The following is a 20792-nucleotide window of genomic DNA, read 5'->3' as shown; positions in this document are numbered from 1 at the left end:
CCCAAGACATCGGAACCTCATGCCGCCAGTTCCAAGCGCCAAATCAATTCACATCGCGCTTACGTTCGATGACAGCTTCTGGGCGCCAGCTTACGCGACTATGCGTTCAATCTGCCTTGCAACGTCGCAGAGAAACAATCTGGTATTCCATATCTGCCATAGGCCATTGAGCACTGCGCACAGAGCCGACCTGATGGAGATCGAAACAGAGTTCGGCGCTACCCTTTGCTTTTATGATTTGACAACAACCCCCGAATTTCTTGCAATTTCCGGTCGCGTTCCTCAGAGCAAGCGATTGACCGATATCGTCTATGCCCGCTTTGTCATGGATCGGTTCCTGCCTGAAACTGTGGAGCGCCTGATTTATCTCGATTGCGATATGATGGTCATGGCGCCTATCGAAGAGCTCTGGCATGCAGATCTCGAAGACAAGGTCATTGGCGCCGTTCTTGATCCATGGGGCAAGCTCATTGGATCAGGACGCGACATCAAGACGACAAGTGACCTGCTCGATCCCGCCGAACCTTACTTCAATGCAGGGCTCATGGTCATGGATCTAGTCCGCTGGCGCTCTGAAAATATTGCAGAGCAAATGGAGGCGCTGATTCTCGGGGGCACGGTGGCGCGGCTCAATTATAGCCAGAACGTCATCAACTTGATCCTTGGTGGCAAGTGGCAGCGACTTGCTGACCGCTGGAACATCGTCGACCCGACACCAGCTCACGTCTCGTACAATCCATCAAACCTGCATTACACGGGCACACAACGGCCTTGGCATCTGCTCTCTCGGGCTGGATATGCGCGCCAGTATCGCCATGTCATGACCAATGCATTGTTTTACCGATATCTGCACTTCAGGATTCTGAAGCGCGTCTCCAAATTCCTGCCCTTTGTCAAAGCGAATTAGGCAATGCCCAGTCAAAAAATTCATGTTGCGCTTACGTTTGACGATTTTTTCTGGGCACCTGCCTATGCCGTAATGCGCTCGATCTGTCTGCATACGCATCGGCGCTCCGATCTTGTGTTCCATTTGTGCCATCGCCCGCTGACCGACGAGCACCGAAACGACCTGTTGGCGATAGAAGCAGAGTTTGGGTGCAAGCTCGCGTTTTACGATCTGACACAGAATGCTGAATTTCTGAGCTTGGTAAAGGATGCACCTTACCACAAGCGCATGACCAATATCGTTTATGCACGGCTCATGCTCGACCGCTTCCTGCCCGCAGATGTCGAGCGCGTGATCTACCTCGATTGCGATATGATGGTCATGGCGCCTATCGAAAAGCTCGCAGAACTTGACCTGCAAGGTAAATCGATTGCAGCAGTCGAAGAACCTTCCGCGCTTCAGGTGGCCAATCAGCGTGATGCCAGAGTCAATCGCGACCTTATCGATCCGGCCGATCCGTATTTCAATGCCGGACTTGTCGTGATCGATCGCCAGAAATGGCATGCAGCGCAGATTCCAGAACGATTAAATCGCTACATCGAGGACGGCACCATAGAACGGATCTATTATGATCAAGATCTACTCAACATCGTCTTCTGCAACGACGCTTATCTGCTCGATCAACGCTGGAATTTGATCGGCCCCAGGCCTGCGCACCAAGCGCTGAATCCGTTCATTCTGCACTACACCGGCGAACGCAAGCCTTGGAACTTGTACTCGGGCGTTGCCTTTGCCCGGACATATCGGCATGTCATGACAAACGCGTTGTTCTATCGCTACTGGCGCCACCGCATGAAACACCGCCTCTTAAAACTCTGGCCGTTCGGCAAGAGGTCATAAACCCTTGCAACCGCTTCCTACCATAGTTTCGTTCTGGCACGGGCCGTTGGGCTATCTTGAGCGTCTGTGTCTTGCCTCGTTTGTCGCGCACGGTCATGTTGTCGAACTTTACGCTTATGAGCAGCCTTACAATCTGCCCTCCGGGGTGACATTCAAAGATGCCAACGAGATCATCGGCAAGGAACGTATCTTTTTTTACAAAGGCGACCGAACGCCGGCCGTGTTTGCGGATTTGTTCCGGATAGAGCTGCTGCAACAGGATCGTGGCATCTGGGTCGACTGCGATGTATTTTGCGTGCGCCCGTTCAACCAAACACTCGACTATCTGTTCGGTTTTGACAGTGACCCCAGCTGGCGCAATGTCTGGACCGCACAGATCAACAACGCCGTATTGGGCATGCCGGCCGATAGCCAGCTGGTTGGCGCGATGCGGGCAATTTTCGAACCCGGAGCCATCCCACCGGGCCTGCCGTTCTGGCGACGCGCCGAGGTGGCTGTGCGAAGAGCAGTCGGCGAGGATTTGCCAATCCATCACATGCAGTTTGGTGCCACCGGGCCGTCCCCGCTTGGATATTTCGTGCGTAAACTCGGTTTGATCGACAAGGTACAACCCAAGGACGTTCTCTATCCGCTCGCTTATGACGATGCAGCGAATCTCCTTGAAAAGGGCAGCGACATTGAAGGCCTGATCACCGAGAGGACGCTGTCGGTCCATATCTGGAACAGCGCACTGACTGGACGTCATTCCAAGTCACGCCGAGAGCCAGAACCAGGTAGTTTTATCGACCGGCAATTGCGCTTGTTTGAACTGATCTGACACTGCTAAACCACGCTTCATGACCCAGCCCATAAAAATTCTCGCGATCTATAAGTTTGTCGATCAGCCCGACTTTGAGGCGCTGCAAGGGCCGGTGGGGGAGTTTTGTGGCGCGCGCGGGATCAAAGGGACGCTGCTTTTGGCGCCTGAGGGGATAAACGGAACTGTCGCGGGAACACCAGAGGCGATTGATGCGCTGGTCGGCTGGCTGAGCGACGGCAATATCTTTGGCGGACGGTTTCGGGGCGCCGAGATCAAATATTCATTCGCCGAGAGCCAGCCGTTTTATCGCATGAAGGTACGGCTTAAGTCCGAGATCGTGACGCTGCGTGCCCCCGAGGCCAATCCTGGCAAGCAGGTAGGCACTTATGTCGAGCCGGGAGACTGGAACGATCTGATCGATCAGGACGACGTTGTGGTCATTGACACGCGCAATGATTACGAGGTGGCACTTGGGACGTTCCGAAATGCCAAAGACCCGCAGACCTCGACTTTTACAGAATTCAAGGACTACGTTTCCAAGACGCTCGACCCGCAAAAGCACAAGAAGGTCGCCATGTTCTGCACGGGCGGCATTCGGTGCGAGAAGGCATCGTCATATATGCTGGCGCAGGGATTCGAGGAAGTTTTTCACCTCAAGGGTGGCATTCTGAACTATCTCGAGCATGTGCCTGAAGATAACAGCCTCTGGGATGGTGAGTGCTTCGTCTTCGACGAGCGCGTTTCGGTGAGTCACGGGCTGAAGATCGGTGATGCGCAATTGTGCCGCGCCTGCCGACAGCCGCTGACTCCTTACGATCGCCAGCGCGATACGTTTATCGAGGGCGTCCAATGTCACCATTGCGCCGGTGAAGAATACGCGGCAAAGCGGGCCGCAGCGGCCGAGCGGCAACGACAGATCGAATTGGCCGCAGCGCGCGGCGAAACTCACATCGGCCAAGACGTGAACAAGGCGGCCCAAGAACGACGGTTGGCCAACAAGGCGCGGCGCGCGGCCGATCGAGCGCGAAACCAAGAGCAATAGCGATGGCGGTCAGGCGCATCGTGACCAACATAGAGGGCGATCCAACCAGGGCGGTGCAGTTTTATGAAGAACTGCTTGGGCTCGACATTAAGATGGATATGGGCTGGATCCGAACGTACGGCGCCGATGGGCAGATGACGATCCAGTTCAGCGTCATGTCACAGGGCGGTTCAGGCACCGCGGTGCCCGACATGTCGATTGAGGTCGACGATTTCGATGCCGTACTCGCAAAGGCGCAGACGATGGGCCTGACGCTCGAATATGGCCCTGCCGAGGAAGAATGGGGCGTGCGCCGGTTTTACGTGCGCGACCCGTTTGGCAAGCTCATCAACGTTCTCACCCATCTCTGATCGCCCTCGGGATGCGTCAGTACCCGCGTGGGGGCGCCGAATCGTCGTTGAGGATGAGATACATATTGACCTGATCGAGCCAGCGTCCATGCTTGAATCCGGCTTGCGGCAGCACGCCGAGCATTTCAAAGCCCAGGCGGGCATGAAAGCGAATCGAGGTTTCGTTCTTTGAATCGATGACGCCAACCATGAGGTGAAAGCCTCTGGCTTTGGCTTCGGCAATCAGGGCCCTCATCAATCCCGTACCTGCGCCCCTGCCCTGCGCTTCGTCACGCAGATAGATCGAATGTTCGATCGTCTTTCTATAGCCAGCGCGCGAACGGTATGAGCCGTAGCTGCCATAGCCGAGAATACGGCCCGCGTCTTCCGCAACCAGTACCGCATAACCATTGGCGTTCCGCTCATCGAGCCATACCTTTCGGTCGGCAAGAGTTTCCTCGTCTTCGCTCCAGATGGCATCGAGCCGACGGATTGCATCGTTGTGGATGTCCAAAATGTCGGGCAGGTCGGCGTCGGTGGCAGGACGGATTTTCATCGGGCGGTATGCACCTGTTGAAATGCGGAAGGCGGAAACAGTTCTAGAGCATGCGCTCCAGGGTCTGGCGGAGCAGATCAAGATCGCTGGCGCGTGACAGGCGATGATCCCCGTCGGGTATCAGGGTAAACGTCACAGGATCGGACACAAGGTGACTGACAAGCTTAAGCGCATGGGCCGGGGGCACGTCGGTATCGTGGCCACCTTGCAATATAGCCACCGGACAATGAGTGCGGATGGGCGCGCCGAAAAGCAGGTGGTTTTCGCCGTCCTCGATCAGTGCGCGGGTCAGGATATAGGGTTCGTCCGAGTAGTCGGACGGCTGCTCGACCCTACCCTTCTCCCATAGGTCGAGCAATTCGGCATCGTTGAATGTTTCGCGCATCAGGTCGCGCGTCATATCGGTTGCCGGGGCAATCAGCACGATGGCCTGCACCCTGTCGTTGTCCCGCATGCGCAGTGCATTGTTGAGCAGAAGAGCCAGCCATCCGCCCATTGAGGAACCGACAACGATCTGGGGGCCCTGCGTGGTCTCGAAAACGGCAAGTGCTTCTTCGAGCCAGCGCGAAATGGTACCTTCGAGAAAAGCACCGCCCGATTGGCCGTGACCGGAATAATCGAACCGGGTAACCGCCAGTCCCTTTTCGGCGCCAAAACTGTCCAGCGCCTGGGCTTTGGAGCCGACCATGTCAGAACGGAACCCGCCGAGCCAGAACAGACCCGGCGCCTGCCCTGGGCGCACAAGCGTGGCGATGTCGCGCGCCTGATCGGCGTTGCCTACCTTAATGGTCTCGATTTTCTCGCTCATTGAATTTCCCGGCCTATTCACCATATGCGGGATGTAGCCGCTGGCCGGAAAGTGCGCAAGGCCGCGCCAAATGCCGTCCGTTTGGCACCGGTGAGACTGGTTGGGCACGAGCGCCGCTTTGCCTGTTGACTTTATGCCAGTTTACCAAGATTTTAGGCGTGTTGCGCCAGCTACGAGCAGGCCAGCGCAGCTATGGGAAACCACTGAAAGGAAATTCAGCCATTCGTCGTCCGATGAGACCCGTGCAGCCCCAAAAGGATGGGCCGCGCTCCAACAACGAAATTAACGTCCCCGAAATCCAGCTGATCAATGCTGAAGGCACCAATATTGGCGTCGTTCGCACCAGCGAAGCTATGGCTATGGCCATGGAAGCCGGGATGGATCTGGTCGAGATCGCGCCCAATTCGGCGCCGCCGGTCTGCAAGATCCTCGATCTGGGCAAGTTCAAATACGCCGCCCAGAAGAAGGCCGCCGAGGCCCGCAAGAAGCAGAAGGTGATTGAGGTCAAGGAGATCAAGCTCCGACCCAACATCGACACGCACGATTACGATGTGAAGATGCGCGCGCTGGAAAAGTTCATTGGCGAAGGCGACAAGGTCAAGGTGACCATGCGTTTCCGCGGCCGTGAAATGGCGCACCAGAACATCGGTCTTGAACTGCTGCACAAGGTCAAGGATCAGTTTGACGAAATCGCCAAGATTGAGTCCAACCCACGCGCCGAAGGGCGTCAGATGGTGATGGTGCTTGCTCCGCGCTGAGTCCAACACCCTGCCATGCCGAACGCAAATGCAAAGGTGGCCGAAAGGCCGCCTTTTGTTTTGCGCACCAAACGCCGCCCCAAGGTTGTACGCAAACAGGTGATCTGGTCGCAGGAAATGCGCGAAACGCCTAAAAAGTCGGCAGGCGAAAAATTGTGCGCATCATGACATCAAAATTGTTGCATGAGTTGAGCCTTCATTAACTCGGTACGCTCTTACTGTTCCCCACGCATTTTCCCAGAAGGGTCAAGGGGGCCGGGTATCATGCTGTTCAGACTTAGCGTCGCACAGCGCATATACGCATCATTTGGCGCAATGATCGCGCTTTTGGCAGCCATCGTTGTTTTCGCTTTCTTCGGCGTTAGTGCTGTATCGAAGACATTTACCGACTATAGGGGCGCAGCACGGCAGACCTTGGCCATTTCGGGATTTGTCGAGCAGCTTGCTGCTGCGCGCCTTGCCGATCTCGATTATCGGCTGGAAACGTCTGCCGAGAAAGCTCAGGCACTGGCCGACCGGATAGCCACACTGCAAGCCAACGACGCCGAAGTGATGGCAGTATTTGAGGGGGACGCGCAAACCGAGGCGGCCATCGCAGCGTTTGCCAGCTCGGCCCAGGCCTATGAAACCGCGTTCGTCGAAATGACCGCGCTTCAATCCCAAATCGACGCTGGTGTTGTCGAATTGCGGGCCGCTGGGGATCAGCTTCGTGCCGATGCAACCGCTGCGCTGCGCGCCGTAAGCGGGAATTTCAACGCAACGGGCTCTGCGGGGTTCGGCGTACAATCGACGATCCTGACGCAGTTCGAAGTTGAGCAGTTTCTGCTCACAGCCGATCCTGCGCGGTTGGAAACAGCGAGCGAGAATGCAGCTTTTGCCAAGGAAAACCTGCAAAAGCTTCATGATGCCGTGATTTCCAACTCCCAGAAGGCGACTGCAAATCGCATGATGGAGGGTCTCGACGCCTATATGGCGCAAGCCGGCGACATCGCCCAGGCCGTCTATGCGCGCAATGGCATCATGAGTGAACAGCTCGACGTTCTGGGGCCCCAGATGGAGGCAGCCTTCGGAGACATGCTCGCACGCGTTCAAGCACGCCAGGATGCGCTCGGCCCCTCAGGCGCGGCGATGGCCGATACAACGCTCAGCGTTGTTCTGCTCGCTGGTCTGGGCGCTCTGCTTTTCGGCACTGCACTCGCCGTGATCATCGGACGCGGCCTGTCGGGCACCATCAAGCAGATTGCACGGCGCATGCATCAGCTTGCCGAGGGTGATCTCGATCTTGATCTGGGCCAGAAACATAGACACGAAATTGGCCAGATGGTCGAGGCGTTGTCAGTGTTTCGCGACAATGGCCGCGCCATGCGCGAGATGGACCACGAGAAGGCCGAGATGGCGGCGCGCGATGCCGAAGAACAGCGCATCCGTGCCGATCTGCAGACCCGCATCAAAACTGTCGTTTCAGCAGCAGTGGCCGGAGATTTTTCTGGCCGCATTGCCGTCCGCTACGATGACCCTGAACTCGAAAGCTTCGCCCAGAGCGTCAACATGGTGATGCAGACTGTCGACCGAGGGCTTTCCGAGGCCGGCCAGGTTCTTTCGGCAATGGCGGACGCAGATTTGTCATTGCGGGTGAACGGCACCTATGAGGGCGCGTTTTCGCGGCTCAAGAATGATACGAACGCCATGGCGGACAGTTTCGCCGAAATCGTCGGGCGGCTCAAGGACACCTCGCGAGCCCTTAAGACCGCAACGGGAGAAATTCTCTCGGGCGCCAATGATCTGTCCGAACGTACCACTCGCCAGGCTGCCACTCTCGAGGAAACTTCAGCGTCCATGGAACAAATTGCGATTGCTGTGACGGGAACCGCGCAGAAGGCCCTGGGCGCTTTGGATAAGACGCGCGCGGCTTCGGAATTGGCCCAAAAGGGAGGTACCGTGATGAGCGAAGCCAACCGGGCCATGCAGCGTATCACCACCTCCTCGGCCAAGGTTTCCGACATCATCAAGATGATCGACGACATCGCCTTCCAGACCAATCTTCTGGCACTGAATGCCTCGGTGGAGGCGGCACGGGCCGGGGAAGCGGGTAAAGGTTTTGCCGTGGTTGCCGTTGAGGTCCGTCGCCTCGCGCAATCGGCAGCGCAAGCCTCTTCTGAGGTCAAATTGCTGATCGAGCAAAGCGCCAATGAAGTGGAGGGCGGCTCCAAACTGGTGGCCCAAGCCGCCGAGACCTTGCGGGAAATCCGTGAGGCCGTGATCGAAAACGCAGACATTATGGGTGGCATTTCCAGTGCCAGCCGCGAACAGGCATTGGCAATTTCTGACGTTGCCTCTTCAGTGCAACTGCTCGATGAGATGACTCAACACAATGCTGCACTTGTCGAAGAAACCAACGCAACGATTGAACAGACCGAAGCCCAGGTAATGACGCTTGACGGGATCGTTGCCCGATTTACCATCCATGGTCATGGCGCGGGCAGCGACATGGCCGCATGGGCGGCTGACGGAGAAGATCACGCAGGCCGACCCATAGCACGCGGGCGGAGTGCCAGCGTAGGTAAGTAATGTTGCAATCGCCAATGAATGGTCAGAGTGCTAACCGCGTGAGATAACATAAACTAAAAAAAGCCCCGCCGATCGAGCGGGGCTTTTTTATCAGATCAGCAGGCCCTCATGCGATCGGCGTACGCCGACGCGCAAAGAACGCTGTAACCGTGTGCTTGTCGCGATGGTTGCCACCGGTTACTGCGGCAAACCAGGCACCAGCGGCACCGATGGCCAGCGAGGCGGCTGTGAGGAAGGCGCCAAGGATGCCGACAGTACGAGCCTGATCAGCGGCGGCAACCACATCTTCCTGCACGCCCTGAGCCTGAGCAATCACCTCGTCGACGCGGGCCTCTGCCTCTGTCTGGTCCAGATCGGTACGTGCAGCGACGAGTTGGGCAAGATAGGCCCTGTCGTCTTCACCAATGCCTTCTCCTGTTACGCCATCGATCAGAATACGACCGACTTCGTCCCGGGTTGCGGCTGCATCGCCTTGTGTGCCCGCTGCGCTACGCAACAGACGGTCGATGCTGGACTGGAACGGAAGAGCATCATCGCTGACTGCCTGGCCCGCACCTTGAGCAACACCGCCGACGGCAGCGCCTGCACTGTTTGCAATCGTACCAATACCGCCAAAAGCCAAAACAGCTGTGAACACCACTGCCGTGGCCCAGACCAGGAGGCCATGGAAGCCGTCGCGAATGTCGGATTCATCCTCGGTGGCGTCGTAATTTCGCTTGCGCATGCGACCGGTCAGGTATCCGCCGATCATCAGGGCCGAAACCTGCACCCAAATGACCCAGATTGCCATCGCGATGGCAATCCAGAACAGCGATACGCCGTCCCGACCGAACGGGTCGGTCATGCTCAATCCGATGGCAGAGCCGAAGGCGAGCAGGACGAACGAGATAGCGGCGGCCACGATGCCGCCCGCCAGAATGGCCGGCCAATCCACATAGGAAGAGTGTTCCTGTGCGACTTCCGGCTCTGTGGGGGTAAGTGTGGTCATTGGTTATGTCCTTGCTGGAAGGTGGTCAAGCGAGACCGATGAAGGACAGGATGGCCATGACAACGACCACGAGGCCGACAAGATAGATAATGGAATTCATTGGTTTTCTCCGTCTGTGCTGCCCGCGCACCCGGTCGGACAGTTTTGTGATGAATGATTTGGCGGCTCGCTAAAGCACGAAAATCAGAAGAAGGATGATCAGTGGCAGGGGAATGCCGATCATCCAGAGCAAAAGTCCTTTGAACATTTGTCGTTGTCCCTCACTGCACTTGATGTGCTGTTGTTTATCGTGGGGGATAAGAGTCAGGGGCGCAGGTTGGTTCCAATGCCGGACAGGTGTGGTCTCAGCGAGCAAAAAAAAAGCGGCAACCTGTCCCATGACAGACTGCCGCTCAAACCGCCTCTAAGCTGCGGCGACCCTACGGGACGTTTGTTTAGTAATCCTGCTCGTAGAACAGGCCGATACCCGAATTGCCCGACGTACTGGTCGTGCCGCGCGCGCGCAATTGTTCTGTGATATCGAGATCGATCGTGACGCTGCTTTCGCCGGCACCCGCTTCGACGCCAAGATAGATGTTATCATCGATATAAGTGCCCGCTCGGACGGCTACATTGCCCTCCTGATCGGTGACGATATCGAGGTCATCAAGGCCCGCGGCGTCCCGAAGCGATCCGAGCAGTGAACCCGAGCCGCTCCCGCCCCCGGCCAGTTCGGCAGCGGCTGCAGCCAATTGGGCCAGTTGCAGCGGCGAGAGTTCGCCGACGCCGCGATCAAAGATCAGACGGGCAAGAACCTCATCCTGGGGCAACATGGGATCAGATGAAAACGTGACTTCGGGAGACGAGGCGCGCCCCGAAACCGCAACCATTACAGTAATTTCATTACCCTGAGTGCGCGCCACCAAGTTGATGAAGGGGTCGAGATCACCAATCAGGGTGACAGTTCCCTCGTCGAAATCAATGCGCTGGCCCAGGATCGAAAGACGGCCACGAATCAGTTCGAGACCGCCGACCGGCTGGATATCGGCTACACTGCCATTGATCTGCACCGCCCCGCCGACCTCAGCGTCAAGACCGCGGCCACGGATGAATACCTGATTGGGCGCCGAAATAGACAGTGCGAGCTGCAGCGGCACACTGGAAACGGTTGTGCTCGATGCGCGCTGGTCGATGCGGGCGCGCGCCAGCGTGGCGGCAACCGGCGAAGGCGGGCGCACATGGTCGACGTCGATGATGCTCACCGCACCGCCAAAGCCATCAGGCACAGTAATATCAGCGCGGGCAACGTCGATATTGCCGGCTAAACGGCCGCCATTTGCAATCGGTCCCGTCAGGCGCAGATTACCGTTGAGTGTGGCAACGACGAGGTTGCCGTCGGCATATCGGGCCTGATCGAAATTGATGGCCACATCTGAGGTGAAGCCCGAATCCAGGCCCACGGAACCAGAAGCAGAGACCGAACCACCTGTCGAAAGATTGGCATTGAGGGTGTTGATCGTCACCCGGTCAGTGTTGAGGGTGGCATTACCGGTGATGCCGACAAGGCGAAGGGCGAGGCCAGGATCGATAAACTCTCCATTGGCAACCGACACGGTGCCCGAAAATTGAGGATCGATGATGCGGCCAGTGACCCGTGCATCGAGCGTGGCCGTGCCCGAGATCTGCGCGCCGCGATCGGCGACGAACCGATTGGCAAGAGAGAGCGGTGCCGAACCGTTGACAGCAACATTGAGACCGGCACCCTCGAGCGGAATGGTGCCCTGAGCCGTTGCGCTGAGCCCACCCGAACCGTTGGCACGGGCCTGGGTAAGGGTGACAGTGCTGTCGGCAAAGCTGCCCTGGGCCGAGAGCGATAGGGGTGCGATACCGAACTCGGAAATTGCTGCGGCGTTAATTCCTGCCGCCTCGACCGAGAAGCTGGCACGGGGATCACTCGCCTCACCGCTCACTTGAGCGACACCCGAAACCGTACCGGCCAGCCCCAGATCAGGCACTATGGTGTTGGCGATATTGAGCGGGAAGGCCGTGACATCGAGAGCGATATCGAGTGTCTGCCCGGCGCTGCCCGTGGCTGTGACGCGGCCAGAACCGACAGCCAACTCGATGCCGGAGAAGGACACAGTCTCATTGGCCACAGTAAGTTCTGCAGGACGGGCAAGGCTGGCTGCGATCTGGCCCTGCGCGAGCCGGAAACTGTCAAGCGCAATGCGATATCCATCAGCAATCGGCTCAAGAAGGCCCGCCAGCGCGACATCGGTGCCTGCGTTGAGTGAGCCGTTGGCGGAGAACTGCGTGGTCTCCCCGCTTGCCGTCGCCCGAAGCGCGACCGTCTGCACATTGGTGCCTGCGGCAACGATATCAGCGCCGCTCACCGACCCATTGACGACCGGCACGCCGAACAGATCGGCAATCGCCGCCTCGGCATTGGCCGATCCAATGGTTATGTCGTTAAAGTTGACGCCATCGAGCGATGCCGTAAGGCTCACGCTCTGGCTCTCCCCGTCGCGATCAAGCACGATATCAGCATTGGCAGAACCACTGGCTTCAACCAGGGCGAGAGCGGCAGCGGTCTCTATATTGGGCGCGTTCAGGGTCAAGCGGCCATCGAGCAATCCATCCGCAAAGCGGGTGAGGTTGCCAGAAAGTTCGGTGCCCGGGGCCTGAAATGCGATACCGGCCAGGCGGAGGCGTTCTTCGTTGTTGTCGATGTCACTGGCAAGCGTGACGCGGAAACCATCGAGCGAGGCTTCTCCGGCCAGCGCGCCGACAAGCCCATCTTCGGTCAATGTACCGTCGAATCCGATATTGGCATCACGCAGCAAGCGCCCATCAATCGTGCCCTCAGCGAGGTCTACATCGGCAACCAGCGCGATATTGCCTTCAGCCCCTTGGGCAGTGCCCGCGGCGGTCAGGCGGCCCGACATTTCGGGATTGATCAGCGCCAGATCGGCCAGCACGAGATCGAATGTGAAATCGGCAGTGCCGGTGGCATAGGTTCCGTCAGCCACCATTTCCACCTGCTGGTTGGCAATCCGGAAATCTTCGGCTTCAAGCCCTTCCTCATTGCGCGCGACGCGTCCCGAAAGAGCAACGGTTCCCTCGAGCAGATTATCGGCAATCTCCTCGCCAACGCCCAGATCGGTGCCATCCCCCGAAAGTGTAAGATCGAACCCGCCGGAAAGCGGGGATATTGTGCCTGTGGCGTCCAGAGCAATGGCGCCCGAAAGATCACGATCGGCCAGACCAGAAAACGGTGCTATGGAATTTGTGCTCAGCGCCAGATCGCCGGTAAAGATGTTGTCGGCGATCTGTCCGGCTGCTTCGAAACTGAGCGCTTGGCCCACAAGGCGGAGCTGCGCCAGGGTGATAGGGTCGCCAGCTTCCCACATCCCAGCAAGGCCGAACCCGATGGTGTTCCCCAGGGCTTGGGAAATTTCATCCGACGCAGAGGTAACACCTTGTAGTGTGCCATCTCCGTTGAAGGTAACACGGCGCGCTGCGGGATCATCAAGATCTGCTGCAACGCCCGAAGTATCGAGCACAAGGCTCTGCGCCGCAAAATCGGGTGTCGCAAAGCCGAGCACTTCGAAACGTCCCGACCATTCGTCCGACCCTTCGGCACCATAATCGACATCGAAGCGGGCCTGCTGGATGCGAGTTGAAGCACCAGGTACCGGCAAGGTGACAGTATCGCCCGACATCGGAGAAATTTCGCCAGCAATGTCGAGACGATTCAAAAATCCGTCCTGCGTGGTGGCGGCATTTGCCACCAGTGACAGTTCGCCTCCGCTGAGCGAAAGATTGGAAACTTCGAACCCTCCTGCGTCACGCATCAGGGCCTGAAGCGAAAGCGCCGTTTCGGTACCGAAGAACTCCTTATAGGCCGCTGGCAGGACCGTTGAGAGCGGTCCGCTGAGGTCTGCGGCAATGGCAAGACCTTCGGCATTCTGATCGAGCGTGCCCTGTCCCGTCAGGATGCGGTTTCCATCAGCGTCGAATGTAAGGTCGATGTCGAGATCATCGATCGGACCGGCGCCTTGCAGGCCGAGTTCGATCTCCGGGCGGCCCTCGATATTGAGCAGATTAGCGACGATGCCATCTTCGGGCTCTATAAGGTCGAGACCAAGATCGATCTCGCGCGTATTATTGGCATATTGCAGGTCGAGATCGAGCGTGCCACCCGGACCATCGAGCCGGATGATATCGAGCTGCGCATCGATTGCCCCCCCATCGAGCGTCATCGCGCCGGCAAGCGAAACTTCCGACCCCAACCCGAAAACCTGTTCGCCAAACCGCACATTTGGAATTGCAAGTTCTTCGAGAATGACCGCCACGGGCAATTCGGGAACAGAGAACCCTCCTGCCTCCGGCGAGGGCGCAGCGGCGGCTTGGGTCGAAACCGGGTTGCGGATATAGGCTATGGACTCGGCGGCGAGAGACTGGATTTCCAGTCGCCCGAACAGCAGCGCGCCTTGGTTCCATTGCAATGTGGCGTTTTCCACGATCAGCCAGATGCCCTGGGTATCGGAGATGGTGATCTGATCGATCGATGCATTTGAAGACAGCGCACCGTCGATACCGCTCAACCTGATCTGACGATCGGGCGAGGAAATCTGGTTTTCGACAAACTGGACCAAGGCACCGCGTTGCTCGGTTTCATTGAGCTGGGTGGCGCGAGCCAGCATGTCCATCAAGCTTTCGTCCTCGACCTCCTGCGCAACAGCCGATACCGGCATGGCGAGCGAAACAGTGGCGATTGCGGCGGCCAGAACGCGCATCAGAACGATTGTCCTATACCGACATAGAGCGCGTAATCGGGATCTCCCGGGCTCTTGTTCAAAGGAAGCGCAACATCGAGGCGCAAGGGCCCGAGCGCTGTGTAATAGCGAATGCCAACGCCTGCACCGAGACGCAACTGTTCAAGGCCGGGGAAGGTGTCGGCGGCAACATAGCCACCATCGACAAAGGCCACAGCGCCGAACTGGTCGTTGAAGCGCACGCGTCCTTCGACCGAAGCTTCCAGCAGGTAGCGGCCGCCAGTGACATTGCCCATACCGTCATCGACGCCGATCGAACGATAGGCATAGCCGCGTACCGAGCCACCGCCACCGGCGAAAAACAGCAGATCGGGGGGGATCTCGTTCAGAGTGGGACCTGCCACGGCACCGGCCCGGATCCGGGCGGCAAGAATGTAATTGGCCTCATCGTCGAAGGCGAAATAGGCGCGCCCCTCGAGTGTTGCCCGCGCCATGAAGTTCTCGTACTCGAACTCGTAGAGCGGGTCGACATTGGCTTCGAGATAGAATCCTTCAGTCGGATCGAGATCGGAATCACGACTATCGAATACGCCTCGCCCGTAAAGGCCGGCAGTGGTGAAGTTCCGGTTTCCAAAGGTGGCATCGTTTTCAAAATAGGAATGCTGGAATTGCAACCCGACGCCACCGGATATCTCATCGCTGAAGAGCTGGTCGATGCCCAAGCGGCCCTGAACCGACGTTTCAGTGTAGAGAGGCAGAACCGAACGGTCGGCGCTAATCGAGGCGACAAGATCGGTCTCGGGAGTATAGATTCCAGGCTTGGTGAACGTCCCGCCGAAAGCATAGTCGAATTCGGCTGTGTCGATGGGAAAGCTGATGCCCGCGAGCCTGGCATCGAGCCGAAGGCGTTCTGCCTCACCAAACAGATTGCGATGCAGCCAATAGCCTTCCACCCCAAGCCCATCGAGTGTGCCATAGTTCGCGCCGATCCCGAAACGGCGAAGGGCCTGTTCCTGGACGATGATCTGATAGGGTAGCAAACCGCTGGACGGGACTTTCTCGGCCGCTTCAATGCGCAGGGATCGGAAGACACCGAGCCTGTTGAGGCGCTCACGTGCCCTTTCGATATCGTCGGGATCATATTCGGCGCCCTGCACCAGACCGGTCTGGCGGACGATGAAGGCCGGGCTCATGTTTTCGGTGCCCTGGACGCTGACCGGTCCGATTGCGGCGTAAGCGCCAGGATCGACTGCTATCGATACATCGAGGGTACGGCTAGGATGGTCGGCGACAACGTCACGCGATGCGATCTGAGCCTTTGGATAGCCAAGTTGACGCCAGGCCTCGACAAGACGCTGCTCAGCCTGCGCAATGACTGTAGCACGAGCCACATCACCGGTTACGAAGCCGATCTCTTCAGGCGCTTCAACAGCGTCGTCTTCGCTGACAGAGACCGGAACGCGGTTGGCAATGCGCAGCGGGCCAAAAACGAACTCGGGACCGGAATTGACGGTAACGACGATCTGGCTTGGCTCGGGCAAATTTGCGTCGGGCGGGATAGAAGAAGCCTCTCGCCCATTGACCAAGATCGAGATCGCGCCACCGTAATAGCCGAGATTGTAGAGAGCACCTGTCATGCGGGCATAGTCGCCCCGCGCCTTGGCCAGCAGTCCAGGCACCCCGGAGGCAGGCTGTTCCCGATCTGCCCACAAGTTAGACGCGCCGCGTAATGCACCGTCAACGGCCCCGTCTGCACCGGTTTCAAATGTCAGATCGTAAGTGCGTGGATCTGCAATAACGGCATCTGCATCCTCGGCTTCAGAGCCGAAGAACTGGATACCAAACAGCTCAAATCCAAGCGCTGGTCCGCTCAAAAGCGCACCGGCCAAGAAAAGGGTGATCAGTCTATGACGCTTGTTGAATTTCACGGCTGGTACGCAATCCACACTATCCATTCCGCACAATCGGAGAGACGATCCGCAGATCAGATCGCTCCAATTTGAACAAAAGCGTAGCACAGAGGAAGTTAACAGCAACCCCGTTCGGCAGGGCGTGGACGCGATTGTGATCGCAGTGTCGCAGCCTGAGCACGGTCAGCGCTGCACCGGGGCTATGGAATCGAGCAGTGCGAAGGTGCTCGTGACAAGATCGATCGAGGGGCGCAACTCTGTCCCGCGCTGGGGATCAATAGCTGCCTGCGGCAAATTGAGCGTTTCGGTCTCTGCCGCCACCATGGGCTGAGGCGCATCGCTGGACGCGCGCTGTTGGGCATGGGCCAGCCCCGAGGGCGCTTCATCAACTGTTTGCGCTGGCTGCGGCCGGGCTGGAACAACTGGGGGCGCCTGCACTGCAGCGATGGCGACGAGGGCGTCAGTGCGGGTGGAGGGGGCTGGATTCGGCGCCTGAAGCTCGAGAGGCCGTGTGGGCGGCAAGAAGCCAAGCGGGGTACCCTCAAATGCGGCTTCAAGCGGCTCGATGGCAGCCATTTCGACAGTTCCAGCAATTTGCTCGACCGGCGGCGGCGCAACGGCGGCTACCACCGGCGCGTCGAACTGCGGCGGTGAAGGCGCAACGGGTGTTGCCGGACCAGGACGCAATCCGGTTTCCTCAAGCAAACCGGCAGCCTTGGCCTCGTAATAATAACCCTTTGCATAAAGCTGGACGGCACGATCATGGCTGCCATTGGCTAAAAGCCAGGCGCCACGCAGGTACTTAACAGCGTATATCAGATTGGTTTCGGCGTTGAGTAGATCAGATGGCTGCCCCCTGAAGCCCATGGTGCGGGCAGTCGCTGGAAGGATCTGCATCAGACCATAATAGGGGCCGTTGCGTGCGCCGGGATTAAATGTACTTTCGCGATTGATAACACGACGGACCAGTTCAAGCGGCACACCGTAATATTGCGAGTAATATTGCGCGAGGATCTCGATCTCGCCGCGCGAATGGCTCTGCGCGCTCGCAGGCACAGCTGAGAACCCCAAAACGAGGGCGGCAAACAGCGCGATGAGCCGTTTTGCAATCATGAGACCCGAAGAAGAAATTGAACCCTGAGCCGTGCACTTAGCACGCAAACGACAATAATGGGAGTTGATGTGGCAAATTGTTGGCGACAATCGGGCAATCCGATAACTTTTCGCGTCAGCACAATGCTGCTACAGCCACAGCCATGCTCAATCCCATGCCAAAGACTTTCGATTATCGGCCACCCACGGACCCTTGGCTCGACATTCTCCACGAGGATGACGACATTATCGTGTTCAACAAGCCCTCTGGACTGCTCAGTGTTCCGGGCAAGGACCCAAATCTTGCCGACAGCCTCCAAACCCGCGCGCGCGAGCGCTTTCCCGGCGCAGGGACGATCCACAGGCTCGACAAGGACACTTCGGGGATCATCATCATGGCCAAGCATAAGACCGCCCATGGCCATATAGGCAAACAGTTTGAATATCGCCAGACAACGAAATTCTATATTGCCCGGGTATGGGGTCATGTGGTCGACGATGAAGGGTTGATCGATCTGCCATTGGCGACGGATTGGGAGAACAAGCCGCGCCAAGAGGTCAACCACGAGCGCGGTCGCGCCAGCCAGACCCGCTGGCAGGTGATCGATCGCGAAACAAATGCCACGCGGTTAAAGCTGATCCCGATCACCGGGCGCACCCATCAATTGCGGGTCCATATGAAAGAGATCGGGCACCCGATCCTTGGCGATGAGTTCTATTCTATCGGGGACGCGCTTCACGCTGCAGACCGTCTGCAATTGCACGCAGCCGAGCTGGGGTTCCGCCATCCGAGCGGCGGCGAACCGGTTGTGTTTCGCTCAGAGCCGCCATTCTAAATCACGAGCGCAAGGAAAAAGCCGGCCCCCGTGGAGGGGACCGGCCTGTCGTCGCGATGCCATCGGAGGCATCCTGATTATGCAACGCGACGAATGTCGGCACGCGCCTTGCGCTCGGCTCGCTCTTCAACGAGGCCCTTGTGGAGCGCGATAATGGCTGCGTCGAAATCCTTTTCCTCGACCAGAACCTGCAGATCGACCTTGCGGATCATGTCGGTAAGTCCGATCGGTTCGATGCCGACTTCATCGAGCGCGGCGATGGCGCGAGGCAAAATCCTTGCGCCGCCGAGATCGCGGCCGATGGCGGACACCATTGCCAGCTTGCGCAATGTGGTCGTCGCCGTCGGAAACGCTTGGGCAAGATCGGATTCCACACGCTTGATCGCCTTCATCGACCCCTTGAGATAATGGGTGATGGTATTGGCATTCGAGGTTTTGGAGATAATCCAGACCTTGTGGCGCGTCAGCGATTCAAGAATCTTGGTGTCATACCCTTTCACCCCGACCATGTCCTGATCGTAGAATTCGAGCGCAAACACACCCTTGAGGCCCGTGACGATCTCCGCGCCGGGTGTCTTGGGCGCGAGATCGCTCATAATGACCGTTCCAGGGTGATCGGGTTCAAACGCATTGGTGACACGGAGCGGAATACCGGCCTGACGCAGCGATTTTGCAGCGCGGGGATGGATGGCCTCCATACCCATGTTAGAAAGCTGGTCGGCGACATCGTAATTGGTTTCGCCAATGACCTGCACCTTGTCCGAGCCCACGAGTTTGGGATCGGCCGAGGAGAGGTGGAACTCTTTATGGATAATCGCTTCCTTGGCACCGGTGACCACGGCCACCCGCGACAACGTCACTTCGGAGTACCCGCGATCATAGGTTTTCATGAGCTGTTCGGCACATTGGGCATAACCGGTAACGATCGGCAATTCAGTGGCCATATCGACGCCCGCAAACTGACGCGCAATATGCTCATCGAGCGGCAGCTCGCCATCCTGGCGCCAGCCGGTCAGATCTATGAAGCGGGCATTGACGCCATTCTGGTTGAGCAGCAGCGCGGTATTGAACGCCGATTGCGCTTCCCCGAGGGCCGAGAGCATTTCGCGCACGGTAAGAAGATGGGCTTCGAGCTGGAAATGGCCGAACGAACATAGGCGCGAAAGATCGATTAGGCAGGATCGAACACCCTCGATGCGTTCGCGGATGAACTTGTCGGCCTGTTCACGCGTTGCGGAATCGGGAAAAATCTCCGCGTTCTTTTCGACCATCTTCGAAGCTACAGACGACAGAGCATCGCCCCATTGCCAGCCGCTTTCCGCACTCGCAAACAGGGCGTAAACCCCGGGCTCGTCGGATTTCTTGTGTTCGAGCAGCGCGTCGGTCATGCCGCCATAGGCTGAAACGACGAAAATGCGATTGTAGAGCTCAGGGCCCTGCCGGTCGCCGACGAGCACGGTGCGCAAAAGCTCCTGGCTGCGCGACATCGACGTGCCACCGATCTTTTCGACTGTATGGGTCTTGGCTGTCACTTGTGCCTCCGATTAGGTCGGGGTGCCCGGCGGGTTTGCAGATATCCCGCCGGATGGTTGATGGCCCAGTCAGGGCCTATTCGATTTTGCCCGAGACAATTTCAAACGGACCTTTTGGGTCGCGGTTCGACAGAAAGTCGGGCCGAGGTTTGTTTGCTGCAAACGGCTCTTCGACGCGGTTCGACCAGGCGTTATAAACAAAGAACGCGTTGGAGCGCGGGAACGGGGTGATGTTGCCGTTAGAGCCGTGGATCGTGTTGCATTCGAACAGGATCACGGTACCAGCTTTGCCCGATGCGTATTCGATGCCAAATTTTGCCGCCAGGTCACTCAGCGCTCCGTGGCTCGGCACGCCCACTTCCTGCTTTTTGAGCGAGGATTTATGGTTCTCGTCGGGTGTTTCACCCGCGCACGACACATAATGCTTGTGCGAACCGGGCATGAGCATGAGCGGCCCGTTCAACGCATCATTGTCTGTCAGCAGTATCGAAGCTGAAATTGCCCGCATCCGCGGCATTCCGTCTTCTGCATGCCATGTCTCAAAATCGGAGTGCCAATAGAACTCCTTGCCCGTAAATCCGGGCTTGTAGTTCAAACGGCTCTGATGAAGATACAAGTCGTCATCGAGCAGAAAGCGGACCTTGCCAGCAATACGCTCGTCACGAGCAACCCGATTGAACAGCGAGCTTTCATCCTCAAGCCGGAAAATGGTGCGCACCGCATCCGAGTCGGGTTCGGTCACCACATTATCGGAATTGAGGCTGGCCTCGCCGGACCTAAGGCGGCTCGATTCTGCCTGCAGCTTTGTTACCTCGGCAGGCGAAAAGACGTTATTGAGGACCAGAAAGCCGTTCTTGTCGAACTCTTCGGTCTGGGCGCGGGTCAGAGGCGCCTGGGGTGTCCAGTTGCCCCAGAAAACAGGATCCTTGCGCTCAAGCCAGGTTTCGTCGGCAAGTCGTGTGGGATAGGCGTCCGTTCGGGTGTGAACTGCAGAGAGTGTCATTGCTTCCTCTACTCCTTGGTTCGGGGTG

16 protein-coding genes are annotated in these 20792 nt (G+C 58.0%); 8 read left to right on the top strand and 8 right to left on the bottom strand.

Translation table 11 applies throughout. From position 1 onward, the window contains the following. Positions 1-19 precede the first annotated feature (19 nt). Genes ACN0TA_RS12145 through ACN0TA_RS12125 form a run of 5 tightly spaced genes read left to right on the top strand, consistent with a single transcriptional unit; the run spans position 20 to position 3977 of the window. Positions 20-907 carry a glycosyltransferase family 8 protein gene (locus ACN0TA_RS12145; RefSeq protein ID WP_417583246.1) on the top strand — a complete coding sequence of 296 codons (888 nt, stop codon included), beginning with the start codon at positions 20-22 and terminating at the stop codon, positions 905-907. Positions 908-910: 3 nt separating this feature from the next. Further along, complete coding sequence (locus ACN0TA_RS12140; RefSeq protein ID WP_417583244.1) at positions 911-1786, top strand: glycosyltransferase family 8 protein; 876 nt, start codon at positions 911-913, stop codon at positions 1784-1786. Between the two features lie 4 nt (positions 1787-1790). Continuing rightward, entirely contained in the window at positions 1791-2603 is an 813-nt protein-coding gene (locus tag ACN0TA_RS12135; protein ID WP_417583242.1) for a capsular polysaccharide synthesis protein, read from the top strand. 19 nt (positions 2604-2622) lie between these two features. Next, the gene (locus tag ACN0TA_RS12130) at positions 2623-3627 is read left to right on the top strand and encodes a rhodanese-related sulfurtransferase (RefSeq protein WP_417583240.1); all 1005 of its coding nucleotides are present in this window, start codon (positions 2623-2625) and stop codon (positions 3625-3627) included. Between the two features lie 2 nt (positions 3628-3629). Further along, positions 3630-3977, top strand: a complete 348-nt coding sequence (locus ACN0TA_RS12125; RefSeq protein ID WP_417583238.1) for a VOC family protein — start codon at positions 3630-3632, stop codon at positions 3975-3977. Positions 3978-3993: 16 nt separating this feature from the next. Here ACN0TA_RS12125 and ACN0TA_RS12120 read toward each other — a convergent pair whose 3' ends face one another. Both ACN0TA_RS12120 and ACN0TA_RS12115 read right to left on the bottom strand, forming a co-directional pair. Then, positions 3994-4512 carry a GNAT family N-acetyltransferase gene (locus ACN0TA_RS12120; RefSeq protein ID WP_417583236.1) on the bottom strand — a complete coding sequence of 173 codons (519 nt, stop codon included), beginning with the start codon at positions 4510-4512 and terminating at the stop codon, positions 3994-3996. Between the two features lie 43 nt (positions 4513-4555). Beyond that, positions 4556-5320, bottom strand: coding sequence for an alpha/beta hydrolase (locus ACN0TA_RS12115; protein WP_417583234.1), 765 nt, complete (start codon positions 5318-5320; stop codon positions 4556-4558). 221 nt (positions 5321-5541) lie between these two features. Here ACN0TA_RS12115 and infC point away from each other — a divergent pair, with 221 nt between their 5' ends. Both infC and ACN0TA_RS12105 read left to right on the top strand, forming a co-directional pair. Continuing rightward, on the top strand, positions 5542-6078 hold the full coding sequence (gene infC, locus ACN0TA_RS12110) for a translation initiation factor IF-3 (RefSeq protein ID WP_417583515.1): 537 nt from the start codon (positions 5542-5544) through the stop codon (positions 6076-6078). 264 nt (positions 6079-6342) lie between these two features. Continuing rightward, entirely contained in the window at positions 6343-8646 is a 2304-nt protein-coding gene (locus ACN0TA_RS12105; RefSeq protein ID WP_417583232.1) for a methyl-accepting chemotaxis protein, read from the top strand. 106 nt (positions 8647-8752) lie between these two features. Here the strand turns inward: ACN0TA_RS12105 and ACN0TA_RS12100 are convergent, their stop codons facing one another. From ACN0TA_RS12100 to ACN0TA_RS12085, 4 genes are all read right to left on the bottom strand, one after another. Further along, positions 8753-9634: a hypothetical protein gene (locus ACN0TA_RS12100; protein WP_417583230.1), complete on the bottom strand. Its 882-nt coding sequence runs from the start codon at positions 9632-9634 to the stop codon at positions 8753-8755. A 434-nt stretch (positions 9635-10068) separates the two neighbouring features. Continuing rightward, positions 10069-14412, bottom strand: coding sequence for a translocation/assembly module TamB domain-containing protein (locus ACN0TA_RS12095; RefSeq protein WP_417583228.1), 4344 nt, complete (start codon positions 14410-14412; stop codon positions 10069-10071). After that, complete coding sequence (locus ACN0TA_RS12090) at positions 14412-16346, bottom strand: autotransporter assembly complex protein TamA (protein WP_417583226.1); 1935 nt, start codon at positions 16344-16346, stop codon at positions 14412-14414. The genes ACN0TA_RS12095 and ACN0TA_RS12090 overlap by 1 nt, the downstream gene beginning before the upstream one ends. 138 nt (positions 16347-16484) lie before the next feature. Continuing rightward, on the bottom strand, positions 16485-17414 hold the full coding sequence (locus ACN0TA_RS12085; protein ID WP_417583224.1) for a transglycosylase SLT domain-containing protein: 930 nt from the start codon (positions 17412-17414) through the stop codon (positions 16485-16487). 143 nt (positions 17415-17557) lie between these two features. Here ACN0TA_RS12085 and ACN0TA_RS12080 point away from each other — a divergent pair, with 143 nt between their 5' ends. Next, positions 17558-18229 (top strand): RluA family pseudouridine synthase, encoded by a 672-nt coding sequence (locus ACN0TA_RS12080; RefSeq protein ID WP_417583513.1) that lies wholly within the window; start codon positions 17558-17560, stop codon positions 18227-18229. A gap of 77 nt (positions 18230-18306) precedes the next feature. Here ACN0TA_RS12080 and ACN0TA_RS12075 read toward each other — a convergent pair whose 3' ends face one another. Both ACN0TA_RS12075 and thpD read right to left on the bottom strand, forming a co-directional pair. Next, positions 18307-19761 carry an aspartate kinase gene (locus ACN0TA_RS12075; RefSeq protein WP_417583222.1) on the bottom strand — a complete coding sequence of 485 codons (1455 nt, stop codon included), beginning with the start codon at positions 19759-19761 and terminating at the stop codon, positions 18307-18309. Positions 19762-19837: 76 nt separating this feature from the next. Beyond that, positions 19838-20764: an ectoine hydroxylase gene (gene thpD / locus ACN0TA_RS12070; protein ID WP_417583220.1), complete on the bottom strand. Its 927-nt coding sequence runs from the start codon at positions 20762-20764 to the stop codon at positions 19838-19840. Positions 20765-20792 lie beyond the last annotated feature (28 nt).

This window comes from Pelagibacterium sp., assembly GCF_048264985.1.
Lineage (GTDB): Bacteria > Pseudomonadota > Alphaproteobacteria > Rhizobiales > Devosiaceae > Pelagibacterium.
The sequence above is the reverse complement of the archived record's forward strand: the minus strand, read 5'-3'. Positions and strand labels throughout refer to the sequence as shown.

What these genes read in the sequence shown, in the direction of transcription:
- ACN0TA_RS12120 (WP_417583236.1), bottom strand. Translation starts at nt 4,512, where the DNA reads ATGAAAATCCGTCCTGCCACCGACGCCGACCTGCCCGACATTTTGGAC.
- ACN0TA_RS12115 (WP_417583234.1), bottom strand. Translation starts at nt 5,320, where the DNA reads ATGAGCGAGAAAATCGAGACCATTAAGGTAGGCAACGCCGATCAGGCG.
- thpD (WP_417583220.1), bottom strand. Translation starts at nt 20,764, where the DNA reads ATGACACTCTCTGCAGTTCACACCCGAACGGACGCCTATCCCACACGA.
- ACN0TA_RS12085 (WP_417583224.1), bottom strand. Translation starts at nt 17,414, where the DNA reads ATGATTGCAAAACGGCTCATCGCGCTGTTTGCCGCCCTCGTTTTGGGG.
- ACN0TA_RS12100 (WP_417583230.1), bottom strand. Translation starts at nt 9,634, where the DNA reads ATGACCACACTTACCCCCACAGAGCCGGAAGTCGCACAGGAACACTCT.
- ACN0TA_RS12095 (WP_417583228.1), bottom strand. Translation starts at nt 14,412, where the DNA reads ATGCGCGTTCTGGCCGCCGCAATCGCCACTGTTTCGCTCGCCATGCCG.
- ACN0TA_RS12140 (WP_417583244.1), top strand. Translation starts at nt 911, where the DNA reads ATGCCCAGTCAAAAAATTCATGTTGCGCTTACGTTTGACGATTTTTTC.
- ACN0TA_RS12090 (WP_417583226.1), bottom strand. Translation starts at nt 16,346, where the DNA reads ATGGATAGTGTGGATTGCGTACCAGCCGTGAAATTCAACAAGCGTCAT.
- ACN0TA_RS12130 (WP_417583240.1), top strand. Translation starts at nt 2,623, where the DNA reads ATGACCCAGCCCATAAAAATTCTCGCGATCTATAAGTTTGTCGATCAG.
- ACN0TA_RS12125 (WP_417583238.1), top strand. Translation starts at nt 3,630, where the DNA reads ATGGCGGTCAGGCGCATCGTGACCAACATAGAGGGCGATCCAACCAGG.
- ACN0TA_RS12080 (WP_417583513.1), top strand. Translation starts at nt 17,558, where the DNA reads ATGCTCAATCCCATGCCAAAGACTTTCGATTATCGGCCACCCACGGAC.
- ACN0TA_RS12105 (WP_417583232.1), top strand. Translation starts at nt 6,343, where the DNA reads ATGCTGTTCAGACTTAGCGTCGCACAGCGCATATACGCATCATTTGGC.
- ACN0TA_RS12145 (WP_417583246.1), top strand. Translation starts at nt 20, where the DNA reads ATGCCGCCAGTTCCAAGCGCCAAATCAATTCACATCGCGCTTACGTTC.